The 20497-nt window shown below is 69.8% G+C and carries 15 protein-coding genes and 1 pseudogene; 10 read left to right on the top strand and 6 right to left on the bottom strand.

What is annotated here, in order from left to right; translation table 11 throughout:
- The first annotated feature begins 74 nt into the window (after window positions 1-74).
- Window positions 75-1388, top strand: coding sequence for an NAD(P)/FAD-dependent oxidoreductase (locus tag PM1_RS13260; protein WP_009622658.1), 1314 nt, complete (start codon window positions 75-77; stop codon window positions 1386-1388).
- Between the two features lie 505 nt (window positions 1389-1893).
- Here PM1_RS13260 and PM1_RS13255 read toward each other — a convergent pair.
- Both PM1_RS13255 and PM1_RS13250 read right to left on the bottom strand, forming a co-directional pair.
- Window positions 1894-2799 (bottom strand): CobW family GTP-binding protein, encoded by a 906-nt coding sequence (locus tag PM1_RS13255; RefSeq protein WP_009622660.1) that lies wholly within the window; start codon window positions 2797-2799, stop codon window positions 1894-1896.
- Window positions 2796-4541, bottom strand: a complete 1746-nt coding sequence (locus PM1_RS13250; RefSeq protein WP_009622663.1) for an amidohydrolase — start codon at window positions 4539-4541, stop codon at window positions 2796-2798. The genes PM1_RS13255 and PM1_RS13250 overlap by 4 nt, the downstream gene beginning before the upstream one ends.
- Window positions 4542-4644: 103 nt before the next feature.
- On the opposite strand from PM1_RS13250, the gene PM1_RS13245 reads away from it, so the two are divergent.
- The 9 genes and pseudogenes from PM1_RS13245 (at window position 4645) to PM1_RS31350 (ending at window position 14628) form a co-directional block, all read left to right on the top strand.
- Window positions 4645-5688 carry a helix-turn-helix transcriptional regulator gene (locus PM1_RS13245; RefSeq protein ID WP_009622665.1) on the top strand — a complete coding sequence of 348 codons (1044 nt, stop codon included), beginning with the start codon at window positions 4645-4647 and terminating at the stop codon, window positions 5686-5688.
- 4 nt (window positions 5689-5692) lie between these two features.
- The gene (locus PM1_RS13240) at window positions 5693-6622 is read left to right on the top strand and encodes a LysR substrate-binding domain-containing protein (protein ID WP_009622667.1); all 930 of its coding nucleotides are present in this window, start codon (window positions 5693-5695) and stop codon (window positions 6620-6622) included.
- Between the two features lie 117 nt (window positions 6623-6739).
- Window positions 6740-7825, top strand: a complete 1086-nt coding sequence (locus tag PM1_RS13235) for an ABC transporter ATP-binding protein (protein ID WP_009622668.1) — start codon at window positions 6740-6742, stop codon at window positions 7823-7825.
- Window positions 7826-7884: 59 nt separating this feature from the next.
- The gene (locus PM1_RS13230; protein ID WP_009622670.1) at window positions 7885-9000 is read left to right on the top strand and encodes an ABC transporter substrate-binding protein; all 1116 of its coding nucleotides are present in this window, start codon (window positions 7885-7887) and stop codon (window positions 8998-9000) included.
- Window positions 9001-9009: 9 nt separating this feature from the next.
- Complete coding sequence (locus PM1_RS13225) at window positions 9010-9843, top strand: ABC transporter permease (protein ID WP_009622672.1); 834 nt, start codon at window positions 9010-9012, stop codon at window positions 9841-9843.
- Window positions 9844-9853: 10 nt separating this feature from the next.
- Window positions 9854-10669 (top strand): ABC transporter permease, encoded by an 816-nt coding sequence (locus tag PM1_RS13220; protein ID WP_009622674.1) that lies wholly within the window; start codon window positions 9854-9856, stop codon window positions 10667-10669.
- Window positions 10670-11077: 408 nt separating this feature from the next.
- Entirely contained in the window at window positions 11078-12403 is a 1326-nt protein-coding gene (locus PM1_RS13215; protein WP_009622676.1) for a hypothetical protein, read from the top strand.
- Window positions 12404-12495: 92 nt separating this feature from the next.
- Window positions 12496-13770 (top strand): annotated as a pseudogene (locus PM1_RS31355) (HAMP domain-containing protein); the annotation flags it as partial.
- 303 nt (window positions 13771-14073) lie between these two features.
- Window positions 14074-14628, top strand: coding sequence for a methyl-accepting chemotaxis protein (locus PM1_RS31350; protein ID WP_372242281.1), 555 nt, complete (start codon window positions 14074-14076; stop codon window positions 14626-14628).
- Here PM1_RS31350 and qhpG read toward each other — a convergent pair whose 3' ends face one another.
- The 4 genes from qhpG to PM1_RS13190 all read right to left on the bottom strand — a co-directional run bounded on the left by qhpG (window position 14629) and on the right by PM1_RS13190 (window position 20458).
- Window positions 14629-15936: a flavin-dependent monooxygenase QhpG gene (qhpG, locus tag PM1_RS13205; protein ID WP_009622680.1), complete on the bottom strand. Its 1308-nt coding sequence runs from the start codon at window positions 15934-15936 to the stop codon at window positions 14629-14631.
- A gap of 220 nt (window positions 15937-16156) precedes the next feature.
- Window positions 16157-16825 carry a subtilisin-like serine protease QhpE gene (qhpE, locus tag PM1_RS13200; RefSeq protein ID WP_009622681.1) on the bottom strand — a complete coding sequence of 223 codons (669 nt, stop codon included), beginning with the start codon at window positions 16823-16825 and terminating at the stop codon, window positions 16157-16159.
- Complete coding sequence (locus PM1_RS13195; RefSeq protein WP_009622683.1) at window positions 16818-18551, bottom strand: ABC transporter ATP-binding protein; 1734 nt, start codon at window positions 18549-18551, stop codon at window positions 16818-16820. Before PM1_RS13195 ends, qhpE begins: the two co-directional genes overlap by 8 nt.
- Entirely contained in the window at window positions 18551-20458 is a 1908-nt protein-coding gene (locus PM1_RS13190; RefSeq protein ID WP_024128719.1) for a sigma-54-dependent Fis family transcriptional regulator, read from the bottom strand. Before PM1_RS13190 ends, PM1_RS13195 begins: the two co-directional genes overlap by 1 nt.
- Window positions 20459-20497 lie beyond the last annotated feature (39 nt).

Raw genomic sequence — 20497 nt, 5'->3', positions numbered from 1 at the left:
TCCGATCCAGTCCCCTCTCCCTTCAGGGAGAGGGCTAGGGAGAGGGAAACCAGACAACAGGAAAAACACAAAAAATGAACGCCGCACTGAAACCCGCCAAAGCCGCCCCCGAGCGCGCCCCTTCCTATTATTCCGCCAGCCTCAACACGGAAACCGACTACCCCACCCTGCAAGGCGAAGTGAATGTCGACATCGCCATCATCGGCGGCGGCTTCACCGGCGTGACCACCGCCGTGGAGCTGGCCGAGCGCGGCTACAAGGTGGCCATCGTCGAGACCAACAAGGTCGGCTGGGGCGCCAGCGGGCGCAACGGCGGCCAGGTCACCGGCAGCCTGTCCGGCGATTCGGCCATGCGCAAGCAGATGCAGCAGTGGCTGGGCAACGACGTCGACGACTTTATCTGGCACCTGCGCTGGCGTGGCCACGAGATCATCAAGAGCCGCGTGGCGAAATACGGCATCGCCTGCGACCTCAAGTTCGGCCACCTGCACGCGGCCATAAAGCCGTCGCACATGGCCGAGCTGGAAGCCTCCTATGAAGAGGCCGTGCGCCGCGGCATGGGCGCCGAGGTCAACCTGCTCGACGCCGCCGGCGTGCGCCAGCACCTGGAAAGCGACCTGTACTGCGGCGCCATCAAGAATATGCGCAACATGCACTTGCACCCGCTCAACCTGTGCATCGGCGAGGCCAAGGCCCTGGAGAGCCTGGGCGGGCTGATCTTCGAGCACTCCGAGGTGCTGGACATCGTCCACGGCCCGCGGCCGGCGGTGGTCACCACCGGCGGGCGGATCAACGCCGCCCAGGTGCTGCTGGCCGGCGACGTCTACCACAAGCTGGAGCGCAAGCAGCTCAAGGGCATGATCTTCCCGGCCATGGGCGGCATCGTCACCACCAAGCCGCTGGGCGAGCTGGCCAGGCGCATCAACCCGCAGGACCTGGCCGTCTACGACTGCCGCTTCGTGCTCGACTACTACCGCCTGACCGCCGATGGCCGCCTGCTGTTCGGCGGCGGCGCCAACTACTCCGGGCGCGACTCGCGGGACATCGCCGGCGAACTGCGCCCGTGCATCGAACGCACCTTCCCGGCGCTCAAGGGCGTGGAGATCGAATTCCAGTGGAGCTGCGCCATGGGCATCGTGATGAACCGCATCCCACAGCTGGGCAAGCTCTCGGACAACGTCTGGTACTGCCAGGGCTACTCCGGCCACGGCGTGGCCACCACCCACATCATGGGCGAGATCATGGCCACGGCCATGAGCGGCGACCTGGAGCAATTCGACACCTTCGCCCAGTGCAAGCACGTGAAGGTGCCCCTGGGCGACGTGTTCGGCAACCCGATGCTGGCGGCGGGGATGTGGTACTACCAGCTGCTGGAGAAATTCCGCTGAGCTTCGTGACTCCTGTAGGAGCGGACCTTGTCCGCGATAGCCGGAACCTCCGGCGCGATTCGCGGATAAGATCCGCGCTGCCCCACCCACAGTCGTCCCCATGTAGGAGCGCGCCCTGCGCGCGATATCGCGGGCAGGGCCCGCTCCTACAGGTTGCCGGGAGGCACGGTATTCCTCCCCCCGTAGGAGCGGACCTTGTCCGCGATGGCCGGAATCTCCGGCGCGATTGGCGGATGAGATCCGCTACGCTGCCCCACCAACAATCGTCCCCATGTAGGAGCGCGCCCTGCGCGCGATATCGCGGGCAGGGCCCGCTCCTACAGGTTGCCGGGAGGCACGGTATTCCTCCCCCCGTAGGAGCGGACCTTGTCCGCGATAGCCGGAACCTCCGGCGCGCTTCGCGGATGAGATCCGCTCCTACGCTGCCCCACCCACGCCATTCCATGTAGGAGCGCGCCCTGCGCGCGAATCGCGGGCAGGGCCCGCTCCTACGAAGAGCCCTGCGTCAGGCGGCCAGGCACTGTTCCAGGCTGGCTTCCAGGCGCTCGCGCAGTCCGGCAGCGGCGCTGGCGATGAAGACCAGGCAGTTGTCGCCCTCCTGCGCCTGTGCCGCCAGGAACTGGCTGCGGCCGCCGACGTATTGCAGCCACAGCGGCTGCTCGCGGCCGCTGACCTGCACCCGGCCCTTGAGGCGGAACAGGCCTTCCGGCAACTGATCGAGCCAGGCGCGCAGGCGCCGGGGGTCGAGCTGGCCGGCGTGGCGCCAGGTCCAGCTGTCGAACAGCCGGCTGTGATCGACACCCAGCGGCGCCAGGCGTTGCGCGCGCTCCGGGCGGTCGCCGTAGAGCAGCTCGTCGGGTATTTCCGCCTGCACCGTCTGCAGCATCCGCCGCGGCTCGCCGAAGCGCTGGCGCAGGGCCTGCAGTTGTTCCGGCGTCGCTATGTCGGCCTTGTTCAGCAGCAGCAGGTCGGCCGCGGCCGCCTGGCGGCGTTCCAGTTGCGCGTATTCGCCTTCCAGCGGCTGGCTGCGGGCCGCGTCCACCAGGGTGATGAGCGCGTCCAGGTGCATGTGTTTGCGCAGTTGCGGGTAGCCCAGGGCCTGGATGATCGGCTGCGGGTCGGCCACGCCGCTGCATTCGATGACGATGCGCTCCACCGGCGGCTGCATGGCGGCCAGGCGGCCGAGCTGGGCCAGCAGGTCGTCCTGCATGGTGCAGCACAGGCAGCCGTTCTGCAGGGCGTACACCGCGTCGCTCTGCTCGGCGATCATCTCGGCGTCCACGTTCAGCTCGCCGAAGTCGTTGACGATCAGCGCCAGGCGCTGCCCGGCGCACTGCTGCACCAGGCGGCGCAGCAGGGTGGTCTTGCCGGCGCCGAGGAAGCCGGCGACCACGGTCACCGGGATGCTCATCGGTCGTCCCTCATGATCTGCGGCACTTCGCCCTGCCACACCGCCTGCAGCGGGCCGTCGAACACGCCCTGGCGGTCGTAGACCGGGCGGCCCTCGACGAAGGTCTGCTCGACCTGGGTGCGGTGGATGTAGCCGCGCGGCGGCTGGGCGAAGAGGTCGCGGTCAAGCACGATGAAGTCCGCCGACTTGCCGGCCTCGATGCTGCCGGCCAGGTGTTCCAGGCCCATGGCGTGGGCGCCGTTCAGCGTCACCACCTGCAGCGCCTGCTCCAGGCCGATCGGCTCGCCGAAGCAGGCCGGGTCGTCGTTCCAGGGGTTCTGCCGGGTGATCATGGTTTCCAGGGCCAGCCAGGGGTCGATGGAGGCCACCGGCCAGTCGGTGCCCATCACCGCGATGCCGCCGGCGGCGAGCACGCCCTTGTAGTCGTAGATGCGCTTCAGGCGCTCGGCGCCGTAGCCGGAGCGTGCGCCGCTGGCGAAGGGCGTGGGGTACCAGGCCGCCGGGGAGAACTCGGCTATCACCTCCAGCTCGCGGAAGCGCTTGAGGTTGCCCGGGTGCAGGATGGTGCTGTGCGCGCACTGGTGGCGGATGCCGCTGAAGCCGTTGCGCCGGCGCGCCTCGGCCACCGCGTCGAGGAACACGTCGGAGGCGCCGTCGCCGGTGCAGTGGGCGATCACGCGGATGCCGCGGCGGTCCATGTCCACCACCATGTCGGTGATGTGCTCGGGGGTCAGGTTGAGCTTGCCGCGCCAGCTGTCCTCGCCCGGCCAGGGGCTGATGAGGAACGACGAGCGCGGCTCCACGGTGCCGTCGAAGTGGAACTTCACGGCGTTGGCCGACAGCCGCGCGCTGCGGTAGTAGTGGCGCTCGCCGCTGAGCAGTTCCCAGCGCCGGCGCACCGGGAAGATGTCGTCCTGCCAGCTGATGGCCGCTTCCACGCGCAGGGTCAGCTGGCCGGCGTCGTCCAGTTCCTTGAGCGCCTGCAGGCGGCGTTCGCAGACGTGCACGTACTTGCTGGCGGTGACGCCGCGGGCGCTCTGGAAGTGCACGCCGTCGCGGTAGGCGCGGCGCAGCACCTCGATGGGGGTGGGCGGCATGGCGGCGTGAATCAGCGCGTAGGCGCCGTCGATCAGCAGGCCGTTGGGCTCGCCGGTCAGCTCGTCGCGCTCCAGGTAGCCGTTGCGCGGGTCGGGCGTGGCGGCGTCGATGCCGGCCAGTTCGAGGGCGCGGGAGTTGACCATCATGGTCCCCCACATGCGGTCGAGCAGCGCTACCGGGCGGTCCGGCATCACGCTGTCGAGCCACTCGCGGCCCGGCTTCAGCCCGGCCTCGCGGAAGGTGTAGCGCACCCAGTACTGGCCGTAGACCCAGCCGTCGCCCGGGTGGCTGTCGGCGTAGGCGCGGATGGCCGCGGCCAGCTGCTCGGGGCTCGGGTCCTCGATGCCCACGTCGAGGTCGTCGGCGTAGCGCGGGGCCAGGGCCAGGTCCGGGTGGGTGTGCATGTCGTGCAGGCCGGGCATGCAGAAGGCGCCGCCGAGGTCGTGCTGGCGGGTCTGCGGGCCGACCAGGTGCGCCAGGTCCTCGGCGCGGCCGACGGCGAGGAAGCGGCCGTCGCGGATGGCCACGGCCTCGGCCCAGGGCTGCGCCGGGTCGAGGGTGTAGAAGCGGCCGTTGCGCAGCAGCAGGTCGGCGTGGCGGTTGGCAGGCGAATGGGACGAACGGAATGTATCGGGCGCCGTCATGTCGGTGCTCCCCTTGTTGTTTTGCGCCGAGTATAGGGAGCTGCCAGAAGCCTTTGACTAGCATAAGATGACAACTCGCTAGCCTCAGATAACAAGCAAGAGCATGCCCGACCAGCAGTCCGACATCGACTACGCCGCGCGCCAGCTGTACCAGCGCTTCCTCGAGGAATGGCAGGCCCGGCCCCGTCTGCCGCCGCTCGCGCCGCTGCTCGCGGGGCTTGGCGTGCCCGCTGCCGAGGCCGCCGCCAACATGACCTTCGCCCGCTACTACCGCCTGCTGCGCCAGGCCGCCGGGCTGCTCGGCGCCAGCGATTTCTTCCTGCGCCTGGGCCAGCGCTACAACCTGTTCGACCTGGGGGTGATCGGCTACGCGCTGATCAGCGCGGCCAACCTGCGGCGCTCCTGGGACATCTCCCTGGGCCAGCCCTCCAGCCTGCTGCCGCACCCCATCCATGTCACCCGCGAGGAACACGGCGAGCACCTGGTGCTGGCCCTGCAGGCGCCGCCCTACAGCCCCATGGAAACCCAGGCGCTGCTGGAGGAATGGTTCAGCAGTACCTGGCGCTGGCTGTGCCAGCGCCTGCCGGAGCTGGCCGAGTGCGCCGGCATGCAGGTGCGCCTGCCGTTCGCCGCGCCGCCCCACGCCGCGCTCTACGCCGAGCTGTTCCCCGGCCGCAGCGAGTTCGCCGCCAGCCGCGCCGAGCTGCGCATCCCGCGGGAATTCCACGAGCGCCCCTTCTCCACCTCCAACCCCTCGGTGCTGCGCCTGTGCCAGGCCCAGGGCGCGGCCACCCTGGCCAGCTTCGAGAGCGGCGAGGCGCTGCCCGACGACCTGCGCTTCTACCTGCTACAGAACGCCCGGGTGCCGCTGCCGGACCTGGAGCAGGCCGCCGCGCACTTCCGCCTGCCGCCGCACACCCTGCAGCGGCGCCTGCGCGCCCACGGCCTGACCTTCAAGGGCGTGGTCTACGAGGTGCGCATGGCCCTGGCCGAGCGCTACCTGCTGGCCAGCCGCATGAGCCTGCAGGAGATCGCCTTCCTGCTCGGCTACGAACACGTCACCAGCTTCCACCGCGCCTTCCTGCGCCACGCCGGGACCACCCCGGAAGGCTTCCGCCAGCGGCGCGCCCGCACTAATCAGGAGTGAGCCCATGCGCTTCCCTTCGATGACCGCCCTGCGCGTGCTCGACGCCGTCGCCCGCCTGGGCAGCCTGTCCGCCGCCGCCAGCGAGCTGAGCCTGACCCGCAGCGCCGTGAGCCACCAGTTGCGCAGCCTGGAGGAATGCCTGGGCACCGCGCTGATCGAGAAATCCGGGCGCGGCATCGTGCTGACCTACCGCGGCGAGTACTTCGCCCGCGAGACCCAGCGCGCCCTGGGCATCCTCAACGAGGCGCGGCGCTTCACCGACGCCCAGGAGATCGCCGGGCGCCTGTGCGTGAGCTGCACCCCGGGCTTCGCCACCTACTGGCTGTGCCACCAGATCGGCAAGTTCCAGCGCGCCCACCCGCAGGTCGAACTGAACCTGGTGTCGCCGCGGATTCCCGACGACGTCAGCAACCGCGACGTCGACCTGTTCATCGCCTATGGCGTGGGCGACTGGCCGGACCTGCGCGTGGAACTGATCGCCACCCTCGACACCTTCCCGGTGTGCAGCCCCTCGCTGCTCAACGCCGCCGGCGGGCTGGACTCGCCGGAGGACCTGGCCAACCTGCCGCTGCTGCACATGGTCGACCACTCCGACTGGCTGCTGTGGGCGGCGGCGGCCGGGGTGCGCGACCTCAACGTGCGCAACGGCATCGTCTTCTCCGACGCGCACCTGGTGCAGTCGGCGGCCATCGCCGGGCAAGGCGTGGCCATGGGCGACGCCCTGGTCAGCGGCGACGCCATGGCCAAGGGGCAGCTGGTGCGGCTGTTCAACGTCTCCATCGAGCCGCCGAACCGCTACTACTTCGTCACCGACGCGGCCAAGAGCGAGCGCCCCGACGTGCAGGCCTTCAAGGCCTGGATGAAGGCCGAGCTGCGGCTGTCCGAACAGTTCCGCAAGGGCAGCCGCGGCGGGGTGATTGGTGAAGGAATTTGAACAATGACGGCGAAAAAACGCGATTGAAGCGCAGGAGGATTTGACAATACTGCGCAAAAGGACGGCTGACCGCTGGGTCGCCGCGCCACAGAACAAGAATAAGACGAGGTGAATGCAGTGGAGCGACAGCCCCAACTTCGTGCCATCGACATCGGCAAGCGCTACGGCGATTTCCGCGCCCTGAGCGATGTGTCCATCGATATCCAGCAGGGCGAGTTCCTCACCCTCCTCGGCCCCTCCGGCTCCGGCAAGACCACCTTCCTGATGATCCTCGCCGGCTTCCAGGACCCCTCCAGCGGGCGCCTGGAGGCCCTCGGCCAGGACATCACCCGGCGCCCGGCGGAGAAGCGCAACTTCGGCATGGTGTTCCAGGGCTACGCGCTGTTCCCGCACATGAGCATTGACGACAACGTCGCCTTCCCGCTGAAAATCCGTGGCGTGAAAGCCGAGGAACGCAACCGCCGGGTGCGCCACATGCTGGAGGTGGTGGGCCTGGGCGAGCACCGCGGCAAGCGCCCCGGCGAGCTCTCCGGCGGCCAGCAGCAGCGCGTGGCCATCGCCCGCGCGCTGGTGTTCGAGCCGGACCTGCTGCTGCTCGACGAACCCCTCTCGGCGCTGGACAAGAACCTGCGCGAACAGCTGCAGGCCGAACTGCAGCGCATCCACCGCCAGGTCGGCACCACCTTCGTGTTCGTCACCCACGACCAGAACGAGGCGCTGGCGCTGTCCACCCGCATCGCCATCTTCAACCGCGGCCAGGTGGCGCAGATCGACACTCCGCAGGCCATCTACAACCAGCCCGCCAACCGCTTCGTCGCCGAGTTCCTCGGCAAGATGAACCTGTTCCCGCTGAGCCAGGTGGGCCGCGCCGGCGCCCTCGCCTGCGGGCGTTTCGGCGACGCCCAGCTGCACGCCGAACCCTCCGCCGCCCTGGACGCCGCCGCGCCGCTGCTGGCGGTGCGCCCCGAGCACATGCAGCTGCACAGCGCGCCGCCGCAAGTGGAAGGCCACAACGTGGTGCAGGCGGTGCTGACCGCCAAGACCTACCAGGGCGCCAGCACCGAGCTGGGCCTGGCCACCGCCGCCGAGGGCGCGCTGCCCATGAGCCTGGCGGTGCACGCCGAGCACCAGGCCGCGCGCCTGGACCAGGGCGCCCGCGTGTGGCTGAGCTGGCCGATCGAGAAGAGCCTGCTGCTCGCCTGATTCCCGGGGCGCCCGCGCGCCCTACCCCTTTTCGCCATCCCCGCCTGGGAGCTGCATTCATGTTCAACCCGCATCAGCAAGACTGCATCGAAGTCCTCATGGAAAAGGCCCGCCGCGGGCAGATCGACCGCCGCACCTTCCTCAAGGGCATGGGCCTGCTGGCCGCCCTGCCCCTGGCGCTGCGCAGCGGCGTCAGCTTCGCCGCCGGCGACAAGCCGCTGGTGGTGGTGAACTGGGGCGGCGACGCCATCAAGGCGTTCGGCAAGGCCTGGACCGAGGGCTTTTCCAAGAGCACCGGCATCCCGGTGAAGATCGACGGCAGCGGCCCCACCGAGGGCGCCATCCGCACCCAGATGAGCAGCGGCCGGGTGAGCTGGGACGTGGTCGACGCGGAAAGCTCCATCCTGCAGAACCTGGGCAAGGAGAACCTGGTGGAGCCGATCGACTACGGCATCGTCTCCAGGGACAAGGTGCTGCCGGGCTTCGCCTACGAATACGGCATCGCCGACTACATGCTCAGCTACGTGATCGCCTACGACAGCGAGCGCTTCAGCGACAAGGCGCCGAAGACCTGGAAGGACTTCTGGGACGTCGAGGCCTTCCCCGGCAAGCGCACCCTGTACAAGTGGATGAACGGCATGCTGGAGGCCGCGCTGCTAGCCGACGGCGTGCCGGCGAACCAGCTCTACCCGCTGGACGTGCCGCGCGCGCTGAAGAAGCTCGACGAACTCAAGCCGCACATCCTGGCCTTCTGGGGCTCGGGCGCCGAGACCCAGCAGTTGCTGATCGAGGGCGAGGTGAGCATGGGCGCCATCTGGAACACCCGCGCCCAGGTCATCACCGAGGACAGCGAGGGCCGCATCCAGTGGACCTTCGACAACGCCCTGCTGGGCTGCAGCAACTGGGGCGTGCTCAAGGGCAACCCGGCGGGCAAGGACGCGGCCATGCGCTTCATCGCCTACGCCCAGGACCCGCAATCCCAGGTGGAGCTGTTCAAGCTGTTCGGCAACGGCCCGGCCAACCCGGCCGCCGCCTCGCTGATCCCGGCCGACCGCAGGCACCTGAACTGCACCGACCCGGACAACCTGCCCAGGCAGATCATGCTCAGCCACGAGTGGTACACCGACCACTACGCGGTGGCCCTGGAGCAGTACCTGACCCACGTTTCCAAGTGAGGTGAGCCCATGGCGGAGAACCCCTCGCGGCTGAAGCTGGCCCTGCTGCTGGCGCCGCTGCCGCTGGTGCTGCTGCTGTTCTACGTGCTGCCCTTCGCCGGGGTGGTGGGCTGGAGCTTCAGCCTGCCCACCCCGGGCATCGAGCAGTACCAGCGCATCGCCAGCGACCCGGCGATCCGCGACGTGCTCTGGCGCACCTTCCGCCTGTGCACCACGGTGAGCGTGGTGTCGCTGCTGATCGCCTACCTGATGGCCTACTGCTGGGTGTACAGCCCGCCGTTCTGGCAGCGCATGGTGGAAATCTGCGTGTTCATCCCCTTCTGGCTGTCGGTGCTGGTGCGCGCCTTCGGCTGGCTGATCGCCCTGCGCAGCAACGGCCTGCTCAACGGCTGGCTGCAGGCGCTGGGCATCATCAGCGAGCCCCTGCAGCTGACGCGCAACGAGCTGGGGGTGGTGATCGGCATGGTCCACTTCATGGTGCCCTTCGCGCTGTTCCCGCTGGTGTCGACCATGCGCCGCCTCGACCCGCGCGTGCTGCTGGCCGCCCGCGGCCTGGGCGCCGGGCAGCTGCGCACCTTCTGGAGCATCTTCGTGCCGCAGACCATTCCCGGCATCCTCGGCGCCTTCATCATCGTCTTCGTGTTCTGCCTGGGCTTCTTCATCACCCCGGCGATCCTCGGCGGCGGGCAGACGGTGATGGTCGCCGAGTACGTCTACCTGCAGATGTTCCAGACCAGCAACTGGGGCCTGGGCGCGGCGCTCTCGGTGGTGCTGCTGGCGCTGGTGGCGGGGCTGATCTGGGCGCTGCTGCGCATGACCCGCGTCGACAAGCTGGTGGGATAGGAGTCGCCGAATGAACGCACACGAAAGCCGCGCCCCGAGCCGCCTGCTCGCCGCCATGGCGATGATCTTCATGCTGTTCCCGCTGCTGGCGGTGATCCCGGTGTCCTTCACCGGCAAGCGCTTCCTCTCCATGCCCGACGGCAACTGGTCGCTGCGCCACTACAAGGCCCTGCTGGACAGCCCCGAGTGGCTCTCGGCGGTGGGCCAGAGCCTGGTGGTGGCCAGCGCCGCCTGCGTGGTCGCCACCGCCCTGGCGGTGAGCTTCGCCCTGGGCATCTGGTACCTGCGCTCGCGCTGGGCGGCGCTGCTGATCGGCCTGGTGCTGCTGCCCATGGCCATCCCGCCGATGATCTCGGCGATGGTGCTGTACTTCATGGAAACCACGGTGAGCAAGTTCGCCCCCGGCCTGGGCTACGACACCCTGTTCGGCCTGACCATCGCCCACATCGTGATGGTGGTGCCCTACGGCGTGGTGACCATGCTGGTGGCCCTGAGCCAACTGGACCGGCGCATCGAACTGGCCGCGCGCAACCTCGGCGCCAGCCTGGCGCAGACCACCTTCCTGGTGGTGCTGCCGAACCTCAAGCTGGGCGTGGCCAGCACCGCGCTGCTGTGCTTCGCGCTCTCCTGGGAAGAGATCGCGGTGACGCTGTTCGTCACCAGCACCGAGGTCAACACCCTGCCGCGGCAGATCTGGTCCGGCCTGCGCGACAACATCGACCCGGCGGTGGCGGCCATCTCGGTGCTGCTGATCGCCATCACCCTCCTCGCCCTGCTCGGCCGAATGCTCGCCGGGCGCGCCGCCGCCAAGCCGGCCGGGCACTGAGCAGCCAAGCCGGCGGCGTTGTCCGGGGGATTGTCGGCGCCCCGGACAGCGCCGCCGGCCTGGTTCACCTACAGGCACCACGGTGCCGCCCGTATGGTAGGAGCGGACCTTGTCCGCGATAGCCGGGAATTCCGGCGCGGTTCGCGGATGAGATCCGCTACGCTGCGCCACTCACACCATTCCCATGTAGGAGCGCGCCCTGCGCGCGAATCGCAGGCAGGGCCTGCTCCTACAGGTTTCCGTGAGGCACCTGTCCCACCGTAGAAACGGACTCTCTCCGCGATCCCGCAGACATCTGGCAAGCACATCCAAGCACTTGGCAGACAGGCACAAGGCCAGCTGCGCCCATGGCCTTAGCATCCCAGGCAGTTTCGTCCCCTGCCAACAATAACGATACGGATGCACGCCATGACCCGATCCACCGTCCTGCGCCCGACGCTGCTCGCCCTGCTGATCGCGGGCAGCGGCCAGGCCAGCGCCTATTCGCTGTATTCCACCGACGACACCCACCTCAACGCCGACCTCACCGCGGTCTATGCGCTGCTGCACAGCCAGGAGAACTACGCGCAAAGCGGCACCAAGGACAAAGGCTCGTCCTATTGGCAGGAAGGCTTCATCAAGTACGGCCTGAGCGGCGACCAGCGCCTGGGCGGCGCCGGCAGCGTGTATGGCGCCTTCGCCCTGCTCAGCTCGGCGACCTGGGGCGATGGCGACGCCGCCGGCTTCACCGACGGCTCCGAGCGCACCACCAAGATCGAGGACGCCTACCTGGGCTGGCGCTCGGGCACGCTGTTCCCGGTGCTGGGCGAGGACGGCATCGACTTCTCCTTCGGCCGCCAGAACATCGTGGTCGGCGACGGCTTCCTGATCAACGGCGACGCCCTCAACTTCGGCAATGGCCTGGCCGACGGCATGTTCGACCGCGGCGGCGCCTACTACCTGGCCGGCCGCCGCAGCTTCGACGAGACCGCGGTGCTGCGCATCGGCGGCAAGCAGGGTTGGCGCGGCGACATCATGCGCCTGAAGTCCGACAACCCGGCCCAGGCCAAGCCCGAGCTGTACGTCGGCACCCTGGAGCACGTCAGTGACGCCGGCACCCTGGGCCTGACCTACATCGACGTCACCGACATCGACGAGCAGTACGCCTCCCCCGCCCAGCTCGACCGCAAGGACATGAAGACCTACAGCCTGCGCGGCCAGGGCAACGCCGGCGTGGAGAACCTGTTCCTCTCCGGCGAGTACGCCTGGCAGGACAAGCGCCACGCCGACGACGAGAACGCCTGGTACCTGGAGGCCGGCTGGACCTTCGCCGACGCCGCCTGGAAGCCCTACGTCAGCTACCGCTTCAGCCGCTTCTCCGAAGGCTTCGATCCGCTGTTCTACGGCTTCAGCCGCGGCTTCGGCACCTGGTTCCAGGGTGAGGTGGCGGGCAACTACTCCGGCCCCTTCAACAGCAACACCCGCGTCCACAACGTCGGTGCCAAAATCCAGCCGACGGAGACCTTCGACGTCGGCCTGCAATGGTTCCGCTTCGACACCATCGACAAGGACCTGGGCAACCTCGGCGGCCACGAGATCGACCTGTACGCCGACTGGACCGTCAGCCCGCACCTGACCATCACCCCGCTGGTCGGCGTGTACAAGCCGAAGAAGAGCGCCGAGCAAGGCGGCACCCAGATCGGCGGCAATGACGACAACCTCTACACCCAACTGATCTTCACCAGCACCTTCTAAGCCACAAGCCACGAACCCGCCTCCGCGCCACCGCCGGCCCCATCCCGGCGGTGGCGCGCCGGCGGGTTTCGCGGTTTCCAGGGAGGCCTCCCATGCGCAGCATCCACTCCACCCTCCAGGGCCGCATCACCTGGCTCGCCGGCCTGTGCCTGCTGGGCATCGCCGCCACCCTGATCGGCCTGTCGCTGTACCAGGCGCGCCAGGACAGCCAGGTGATCGCCGACGACAGCGGCAAGCTGTTCGCCGGGGCCGCCCACGCCAGCCTGCAGACCCAGGGCCAGGTGCAGGCCCTGCAACTGCAACGCCAGCTGCAGGACAAGCTGCTGCTCGGCGAGGGCCTGTCGCGTACCCTGCAGGCGCTGCGCGAGCAGCAGCGCCTGGGCAACCTCGACGCCGAGGCGCTGCGGCGCAAGGTGGTCGCCGAGATGGGCGGCACCCTGGCCGCGCACCCGGAGCTGCTGGGGCTGTTCGTGGTCTTCGGCGTCGACGCGCTGGACGGCGCCGACGCCCGCTTCAAGGGCCGCGACGAGCTGGGCAGCAACGAGAACGGCCGCTTCACCCTGTACCTGCTGCGCAGCGGCGGCCAGCAGCAGAACGTGGTGGGCACCGAGCAGGTGCTGGCCGACACCACCCCCGGCCCCAGCGGCCAGCCGTACAACGCCTTCTTCACCTGCTCGCGGGCCAGCCTCGCGCCCTGCGTGCTCGACCCCTACTTCGACGACGCCTCCGGGCAACGCCGGCTGGTCACCAGCATCACCCTGCCGCTGCTGGAGAACGGCAAGTTCCTCGCCGCCATCGGCTTCGACATCGACCTCGCGGCGCTGCAGCAGAGCAGCGTCGAGGGCAGCCGCCAGCTTTTCGACGGCCAGGGGCGCATCCGCATCCTCAGCCCCAACGGCCTGCTGGCCAGCGACAGCGCCAACGCCGCCGGCCTCGGCCAGCCGTTCAAGGACGCGGCGCTGCCCCAGGTGCTGGGCGACATGGCCCAGGGCCGCTCGCCGACCTACGACCAGGGCGACGACGTCAGCGTGCTCGCCAGCCTGGCGCCGCTGGCCGGCGCCAAGCCCTGGGGCATCCTGCTCAGCGTGCCCCGGCAGGTGCTGCTGGCCCCGGCGCAGTCGCTGAAGCACACCCTGGAGGGCCTGCGCGCGCGCAGCACCTGGCTGGAAATCGGCCTGGGCGCGCTGGTGGCGCTATTCGGCCTGGGCATCATCACCCTCACCGCCCGCGGCATCAGCCGGCCGATCCTCGGCCTTGCGCGCATGCTGGAGGACATCGCCGACGGCGAAGGCGACCTCACCCGCCGCCTGAACTACCCGCGCCACGACGAGCTGGGCCGCCTGGCCCTGGCCTTCAACCGCTTCCTCGACAAGCTGCAGCCGAGCATCGCCGCGGTGCAGACCGCCAGCGGCGAGGCCCGCGCCGGCGCCGACCAGACCGCCGCCATCGCCCGCCAGACCAGCGACGGCATCCAGCAGCAGTTCCGCGAGATCGACATGGTCGCCACCGCGCTGCAGGAGATGTCCGCCACCGCCAACGCCTCGGCGCAGAGCGCGGCCAGCGCCGCCCAGGCCGCCAGCGAGGCCGAGCGCGCCAGCCAGCAGGGCTACGCCACCATCGAGGCCACCAGCGCCGGCATCGACGCCCTGGCCGGCGACATGAACCAGGCCATGGGCGAGCTGCAGAACCTGGCCAGCAGCAACGAGCAGATCGGCGCGATCCTCGAGGTGATCCAGAGCATCGCCGCGCAGACCAACCTGCTGGCGCTCAACGCCGCCATCGAAGCGGCGCGGGCCGGGGAATCCGGGCGCGGCTTCGCGGTGGTCGCCGACGAAGTGCGCGGCCTGGCCAGGCGCACCCAGGACTCGGTGGAGGAGATTCGCGGGGTGATCGAGAACCTGCAGGCGCGCAGCCTGTCGGTGGCCAACGCCATGCACGCCAGCTACCGCCAGGCCCAGGACAACGTGCAGCAGGCGCGCCAGGCCATAGACGCGCTGCAACGCATCACCGGCGCGGTGAACCTGATCAGCGACATGAACCTGCAGATCGCCAGCGCCGCCGAGGAGCAGAGCAGCGTGGCCGAGGAGATCGGCCGCAACATCGGCGCCATCCGCGACGTGACCCAGGCCCTGTCGGACCAGGCCGAGCGCTCGGCGCACCTGAGCCAGCAGCTGAACCACAGCGCCGAGCAGCAGCACCACCTGGTGCAGCAGTTCAAGGCCTGATCAGCGCGGGCGGTAACCCTGGCTCAGCAGCCAACCCTGGAAGATGCGCCGCTGCTGCTCCGGCAGCGCGGCCAGCACCTGCGCCTGCGGTTCGCTGCGCAGGCGCCGCAGCCAGGGCGCCAGCTCCAGGCCCTGCAGGTGCCAGATGCCCAGGGGCTGGTCGGGGCTGACCACCACCTCGGCCTCGTCCACCAGGCCGTCGCGCAGCACCGGGGCGCGTTCGATGCGCAGGGCCTCGAAGTCCGCCGGGGCATGGCTGGGCACCGTGTCCGGCCAGGCGCGACGGGCCTGCCAGAAGGGCTGCTCGGCCCATTGTCTTTCTTCGGCATAGAAGTCGCGGCCAACGCGGGCGAAGCGCAGGAACAGCTGCTCCACCCGGCGCTGGTGGAAGCGCTTGGCCAACTCGGCGCGCTGCGGGGCGCGCAACAGCGTGTTGATGACAGCGGGTGCCTGCAACGCCGAGGACAGCGACTGGAAGATGCCGTTGCCGGACAGCGGGTCCACCGCCATGGCCGCATCGCCCACGCGAATCCAGTTCTCGCCGCAGGCCTCCAGGCAGAGGATCGGCGTGCTGCTGCGGGCGTGCAGTTCCAGGTCCTGTTCGGGCTGCCCGCCGAAGAATGCCTGGCTGAGTTCAGAGCGCTGGCGGCGTTCGCGGCAGTAGTCGAGTAGCTGCTCCTTGGGCGGCAGCGCACTGCTGGCCACGTCCAGGGTCAGCTGCCAGTAGCAGCGCCCGTCGGCCAGCCGCGCCATCCACGCCCAGCCATCGGCCAGGCTCTGCACCGCGCTGGCCACCGGCCCCGGCGCGCCCTGCCAGCGGCTGAGCAGGCTGAGGGTTTCCGGGCCGCGGCGGGCCTTGCCGGCCTTCTGGTTCAGCGGCGCCTGGCGGCCGCGGGCTTCGACGAGGAAAGGGGTGTGCAGGTGCTGGCCGCTTTCCAGGCGGATGTGATGGCCCGTGGCGTCGGACTCCACGCCGAGCACGCGGTCTTCCAGCACCTGGATGCCGGCGTCGTGCAGGTCCTGGCGCAGGCCCTGGTCGAACAGCGGGCGGTCGAGGATGAATTCGACGTTCTGCGCGCTTTCGCTGCCGTTCCAGTTCACCCGGCGTTGCGAAGGCGGCGCGGTGCAGGCCATGGCGTGGTTGAGGCCGGCATGGCGCAGGCCGTCGAGGACGCGCTGGGAGACGCCTTCGACGGCGGCGAAGCGACGCCATTCGCTGATGACGGCAACGGGGTGGCCGAGGCGGTGGAGGCCGATGGCGGTGGCTGCTCCGGCGGGGCCGGCGCCGAGGATCAGGATTGGGGGCATGGGGGTGTTCGCTGGGGGGTTTGGTGTTGGCTGTAGGTCCGCACCCTCTCCCCAGCCCTCTCCCTGAAGGGAGAGGGAGCCGTTCGGTGCGAACTTGAATTCCGAGTCATTCTGCTATTCCGACGTGGCCGGCGGAATGTCGAACCTCGCAGCCACTCCAAACAGTCCCCTCTCCCTTCAGGGAGAGGGTTAGGGAGAGGGAAAGGAACCCCAACCCCACTCATAAACTCACCTTCCACTCGATGCCCTTGTACACGGCACCCTCACGCATCAGCGCCAACAATTCTTCATTCGACACCCCCGGCCGCTCCACCAGCAAAGCCGCCACGTGCCCACAAAAAGCCGCACACCCCAAACTCGCCCCCGCCTGCCCCGCAACCCGCACAGCCGCCCCGAAATCCGCCTGCGCACTCCCCAGCCACGACCACTCTCCCTCGCCACACCGCGCATCCCCGGTCACCCGCACCACCCCCGGATAGGCCGCCGGAAACACCGGCTCGCCCCGCGCCGGGCTCGACGCGCAGACCAGAACGCCCGCCTCCACCAGTTCGGCGACGGCCTCGCGGAGGATCGGCCGATCCTGGCGCACACCCAGGCTCAGGTTGACCACACGCACACCCTGCCCACCCAGCCACTGCAACGCGGCCGCGATCTGCAGCGGGCTGGTCACACCGCGACCGTCGAACACCTGGGCCACGCTGAAGCGCGCTTGCGGCGCCCGGGCAAGCACCGCCTGGATCACCGCCGAGCCATGGCCCAAAACATCAGCCGCCAGTGGCAATCGCTCCAATCCATCATCGGCCAGACAGAAACGCTGCCCAGCCACCACGCAACCCGCCTGCTCCACGGCATGGCCGCTGTCGACCACCCCCACCAGCACCTCAGCCACCCTGCCCTCCCACGGCCACCAGCGGCGTCTCGCGCACGCTCAGCCGGCCGTCCTGCAACTCCAGGCGCAGGTCGGCCTCGGCCAATGTCGAGGGACGGTGGCTGACGAGGATGCGCGTGCGCCCGGCGAACAGTCGGCCGATGGCGGCTATCACTTCGCGCTCGGTGCTTTCGTCCACCTGCGAGGTGGCTTCGTCGAGGATCAGCACCAGCGGGTCCTGCAGCAGCGCGCGGGCGATGGCGATGCGCTGCTTCTGCCCGCCGGACAATTGCTGGCCGCGCTCGCCCAGGGGGCTGTCGAGGCCTTCGGGCAGGCTGGCGATCAGGCCGTCCAGCTGGGCCAGGGTCGCCACCCGTTCGATCTCCTCGCGGCTGACGTGGGGCGCGCTGTACGACAGGTTGTCCGCCAGGCTGCCGCGGAACAGCACCAGCTCCTGGCTGACCACCGCGATGCGCCGGCGCAGCTCGAACAGGTCCAGCTCGCGCAGGTCCACGCCGTCCAGCAGGATGCGGCCCTGGTCGGGGTCGTAGAAGCGTTGCAGCAGGTCGGTCAGGGTGGATTTGCCGACGCCCGAGGGCCCGCTCAGGGCCACCTTGCGCCCGGCCGGGATGCAGGCGTCCACCTGGTCCAGCAGGGGCTGGCTGCGGCCGGCGTGGTTGAAGCTCACACCCTCCAAACGCAGTTCGCCGACGTTCGGCATCGGCCTGGGCTGCGCCGGCGACGCCACGCCCGGCGCTTCGCCGCGCAGTTCCATCACCCGGCCCAGGCTGACGGTCATGCGTTGCAGCGCCACGTACAGGCCGAGCAGGCTCTGCACCGGGCCGATGGCCATGCCCAGGTAGGTGGAGAAGGCGATCAGCGAGCCCAGTTGCCAGGTGCCCTGCACCACCCAGTAGCCGCCGACCAGGAAGGCGCAGGCGCGCGACAGTGACATCAGCGTCCCCGGCAGGGCCTGGGTGAAGAATTCGGTCAGTTGCAGGCGCAGCAGCTGGCCCAGATAGCCCTGGCCCAGCCCCTCCAGGCGTTGCGCCTCGCGGCCCTGCTGGCCGGCGGACTGGATGAATTTCATCGCCGGCAGGGTCTCGACGAAGAACGACGACAGGTCGGCCGAGCGCTCGCGCAGTTGGCGCGCCTCGCGCTCGACCTTCTTGCGCATCCAGCGCAGCCAGAGCACGTCCAGCGGGATCAGCACGACGACCAGCAGCGACAGCTGCCAACTGAGCGTCAGCAGCAACGCCAGCGAGCCGACCAGGCCGATCACCGCGGACACCGCGGAGAACAGCGAGTCCACCGCGAAGCGCTGGATTTCGGCGACGTCGCCATCCAGCCGCGACATCAGGTCGCCGATGCGGCGGCGGGCGAAGAAGGTCGGCGACAGGCTTTGCAGGTGGCGGTACAGCGCGTCGCGCAGGGCGAACAGGATGCGCCCGGACAGCCGCGTGTGCAGGTAGCGGTTGAGCCCCGAAAGCACCGTGCCGACCAGCCCGACCACGATCATCACCCCGGCCAGCAGCGCCAGCAGGGGGAAGTCGCGGGCCAGCAGGCCGTCGTCGATCAGCAGCTTGGTCAGCCAGGGTTGCGCCAGGGCCAGCAGCGAGGCGCACAGGGCCAGGCCGAGCAGGCCGAGGATGGCCAGGCGCTGCGGGCGGACGAAGCCGTACAGCCAGTGCAGCGCCTCCTTGAGGGCCTTGGGGTCGTCGCTGTCGATCAGGCGGGTGAAGAACATCAGCCGCCCTTCAGTTGCTTGAGCTTGCGGTACAGGGTGGCGCGGCTGATGCCCAGGGCGTCGGCGGCCGCCGAGACGTTGCCCTGGTGGCGGTCCAGGGCCTGGCGGATCAGCTCCATCTCGGTCTCGCGGATGCGCCCGCAGGGCTGCCGTTCGCCGGCGGCGAGTTCTTCCAGGGTGCTGTCCGGCAGGTGTTCCAGGCCCAGGGTGTTTTCGCCCGGCTCGCGCATGGCCAGGGCGGTGCGCAGCACCATTTCCAGCTGGCGGATGTTGCCCGGCCAGTGGTAGTCGGCCAGCAGCGCGAAGAGTTCGTCGTCCAGCCGCGCCTCGGGCGCGCCCAGCTTGACCAGCAGGCCCTGGGCCAGCTGGCCGAGGTCGTCGCGCTCGCGCAGGGCCGGCAGGCGCACGCTGATGCCGTTGACGCGGTAGTAGAGGTCTTCGCGGAAGTGCTTCTCTTCCACCTGGCGCTTGAGGTCGCGGTGGGTGGCGCAGATCAGCGCCACGTCGATGTCCTGCTCCTCACCCGCGCCCAGCGGCGCCACCTTGCGCTCCTGCAGCACGCGCAGCAGGCGGGCCTGCAGGGCCAGGGGCATGTCGCCGATCTCGTCGAGGAACAGGGTGCCGCCGTGGGCCTGTTGCAGGCGGCCGACCATGCCGCCGCGGCGCGAGCCGGTGAAGGCGCCCTCGCGGTAGCCGAACAGTTCGGATTCGATCAGCCCTTCGGGGATGGCCGCGCAGTTCACCGCGATGAACGGCTTGCCGGAGCGCGCACTGCTCTGGTGCAGGGCGCGCGCCACCACTTCCTTGCCGCTGCCGGTCTCGCCCAGCAGCAGCACCGGCAGTTCGTTCAGCAGGCCCTGGCGAGCCATGCGCAAAGCGCGGGCGTAGCGCGGGTTGCCGCCGGCCAGGGCTTCCAGATCCGGCGCGGCCGGGGCCGGGCGTTGCGGCTGGCGCGCCGGCACCGACACCGCGCTGGCGCGCAGCGGCGCCTGCAGCACCTTGTAGAAGAACTCGCCCTTGGCCGTCTGCAGGCTGCCCAGGGCGCCGGACTGCAGGCGCGCGAGCAGTTGCTCGCCCCTGGCGCCCAGCAGGTCTTCGCAGCGGCGCCCGACCAGCGTTTCGCGCGGCGCGCCGAGCAACTGGCAGGCCGGCGTGCTGAGGGCCAGGATGCGGCCCTCCAGGCTCAGCGCCAGCAGGCCCTGCCAGGGCGAGTCCAAATACTGGCGGCGGCTGTGGAAGGACAGCACCACCTGCCCCGGGAAGCTGGCGGCGAACAGCCGCTCCTCGATCTGCACCGCGGCGCGGTTGAGCAGGCTGAGGCTTTCCACCGGGCCGGCCAGGGGGCCTTCGCGGGTCAGGTCGAGCACCCCGAGCAGATTGCCCCGGGGGCAGCTGATGGGCACGGAGGTGCAGGAGAAGCGGCTGAGCCGCTCCAGGTAGTGCTCGCCGCAGTCGATCTGGGTGGCGCGGCCTTCGACCAGGGCGGTGCCCAGGGCGTTGGTGCCGCGCGCGGCCTCGCTCCAGCAGGCGCCCGGGGTGATGTCTTCCAGGCCGATGCGGCGCAGGCGCTCGTGGGCGCCGGCCACCGAGACGATGGTGGCGTCGGCGTTGGCCAGGATCACCAGGGCGTCGTGGCCCTGGCGCTGGCGCAGGAAGTCCAGTTCGGGGGTGGCGGCGTCGAGCAGCAGGCGGTTGTTCTCCAGCAGCAGCTCGATGCCGGCGCGGTTGTCCAGCTCCTGGTCGTTGCCGCTGCCGCAGTCCAGGCCGTGGCCCAGGCTGCGCCGCCAGGAGGCGTCGATTTCCTCGCGCAGCACGCCGGCGGGTAGCTCGCCCTCGCGCTGCAGGCGTTCGCGGGCCCGGTGGGCCTCGCGCAGCAGGTCGCTGCCTATTGTTCTTGTCATGTCGATCTCGGCTCCGCTTGCCCGCGCGGTGCGTTGCCGCGCGGG

This window comes from Pseudomonas sp. M1 (assembly GCF_022760135.1).
GTDB classification, from domain to species: domain Bacteria; phylum Pseudomonadota; class Gammaproteobacteria; order Pseudomonadales; family Pseudomonadaceae; genus Pseudomonas; species Pseudomonas citronellolis.
Note: the sequence above shows the minus strand (reverse complement) of the source record. Positions and strands in the feature narration are given on the sequence as shown.

Bases quoted from the DNA above. Each gene is read 5' to 3' on its own strand.
- PM1_RS13260 (WP_009622658.1), top strand. From the start codon at position 75: ATGAACGCCGCACTGAAACCCGCCAAAGCCGCCCCCGAGCGCGCCCCT.
- PM1_RS13255 (WP_009622660.1), bottom strand. From the start codon at position 2,799: ATGAGCATCCCGGTGACCGTGGTCGCCGGCTTCCTCGGCGCCGGCAAG.
- PM1_RS13250 (WP_009622663.1), bottom strand. From the start codon at position 4,541: ATGACGGCGCCCGATACATTCCGTTCGTCCCATTCGCCTGCCAACCGC.
- PM1_RS13245 (WP_009622665.1), top strand. From the start codon at position 4,645: ATGCCCGACCAGCAGTCCGACATCGACTACGCCGCGCGCCAGCTGTAC.
- PM1_RS13240 (WP_009622667.1), top strand. From the start codon at position 5,693: ATGCGCTTCCCTTCGATGACCGCCCTGCGCGTGCTCGACGCCGTCGCC.
- PM1_RS13230 (WP_009622670.1), top strand. From the start codon at position 7,885: ATGTTCAACCCGCATCAGCAAGACTGCATCGAAGTCCTCATGGAAAAG.
- PM1_RS13225 (WP_009622672.1), top strand. From the start codon at position 9,010: ATGGCGGAGAACCCCTCGCGGCTGAAGCTGGCCCTGCTGCTGGCGCCG.
- PM1_RS13220 (WP_009622674.1), top strand. From the start codon at position 9,854: ATGAACGCACACGAAAGCCGCGCCCCGAGCCGCCTGCTCGCCGCCATG.
- PM1_RS13215 (WP_009622676.1), top strand. From the start codon at position 11,078: ATGACCCGATCCACCGTCCTGCGCCCGACGCTGCTCGCCCTGCTGATC.
- PM1_RS31350 (WP_372242281.1), top strand. From the start codon at position 14,074: ATGGGCGAGCTGCAGAACCTGGCCAGCAGCAACGAGCAGATCGGCGCG.
- qhpG (WP_009622680.1), bottom strand. From the start codon at position 15,936: ATGCCCCCAATCCTGATCCTCGGCGCCGGCCCCGCCGGAGCAGCCACC.
- PM1_RS13195 (WP_009622683.1), bottom strand. From the start codon at position 18,551: ATGTTCTTCACCCGCCTGATCGACAGCGACGACCCCAAGGCCCTCAAG.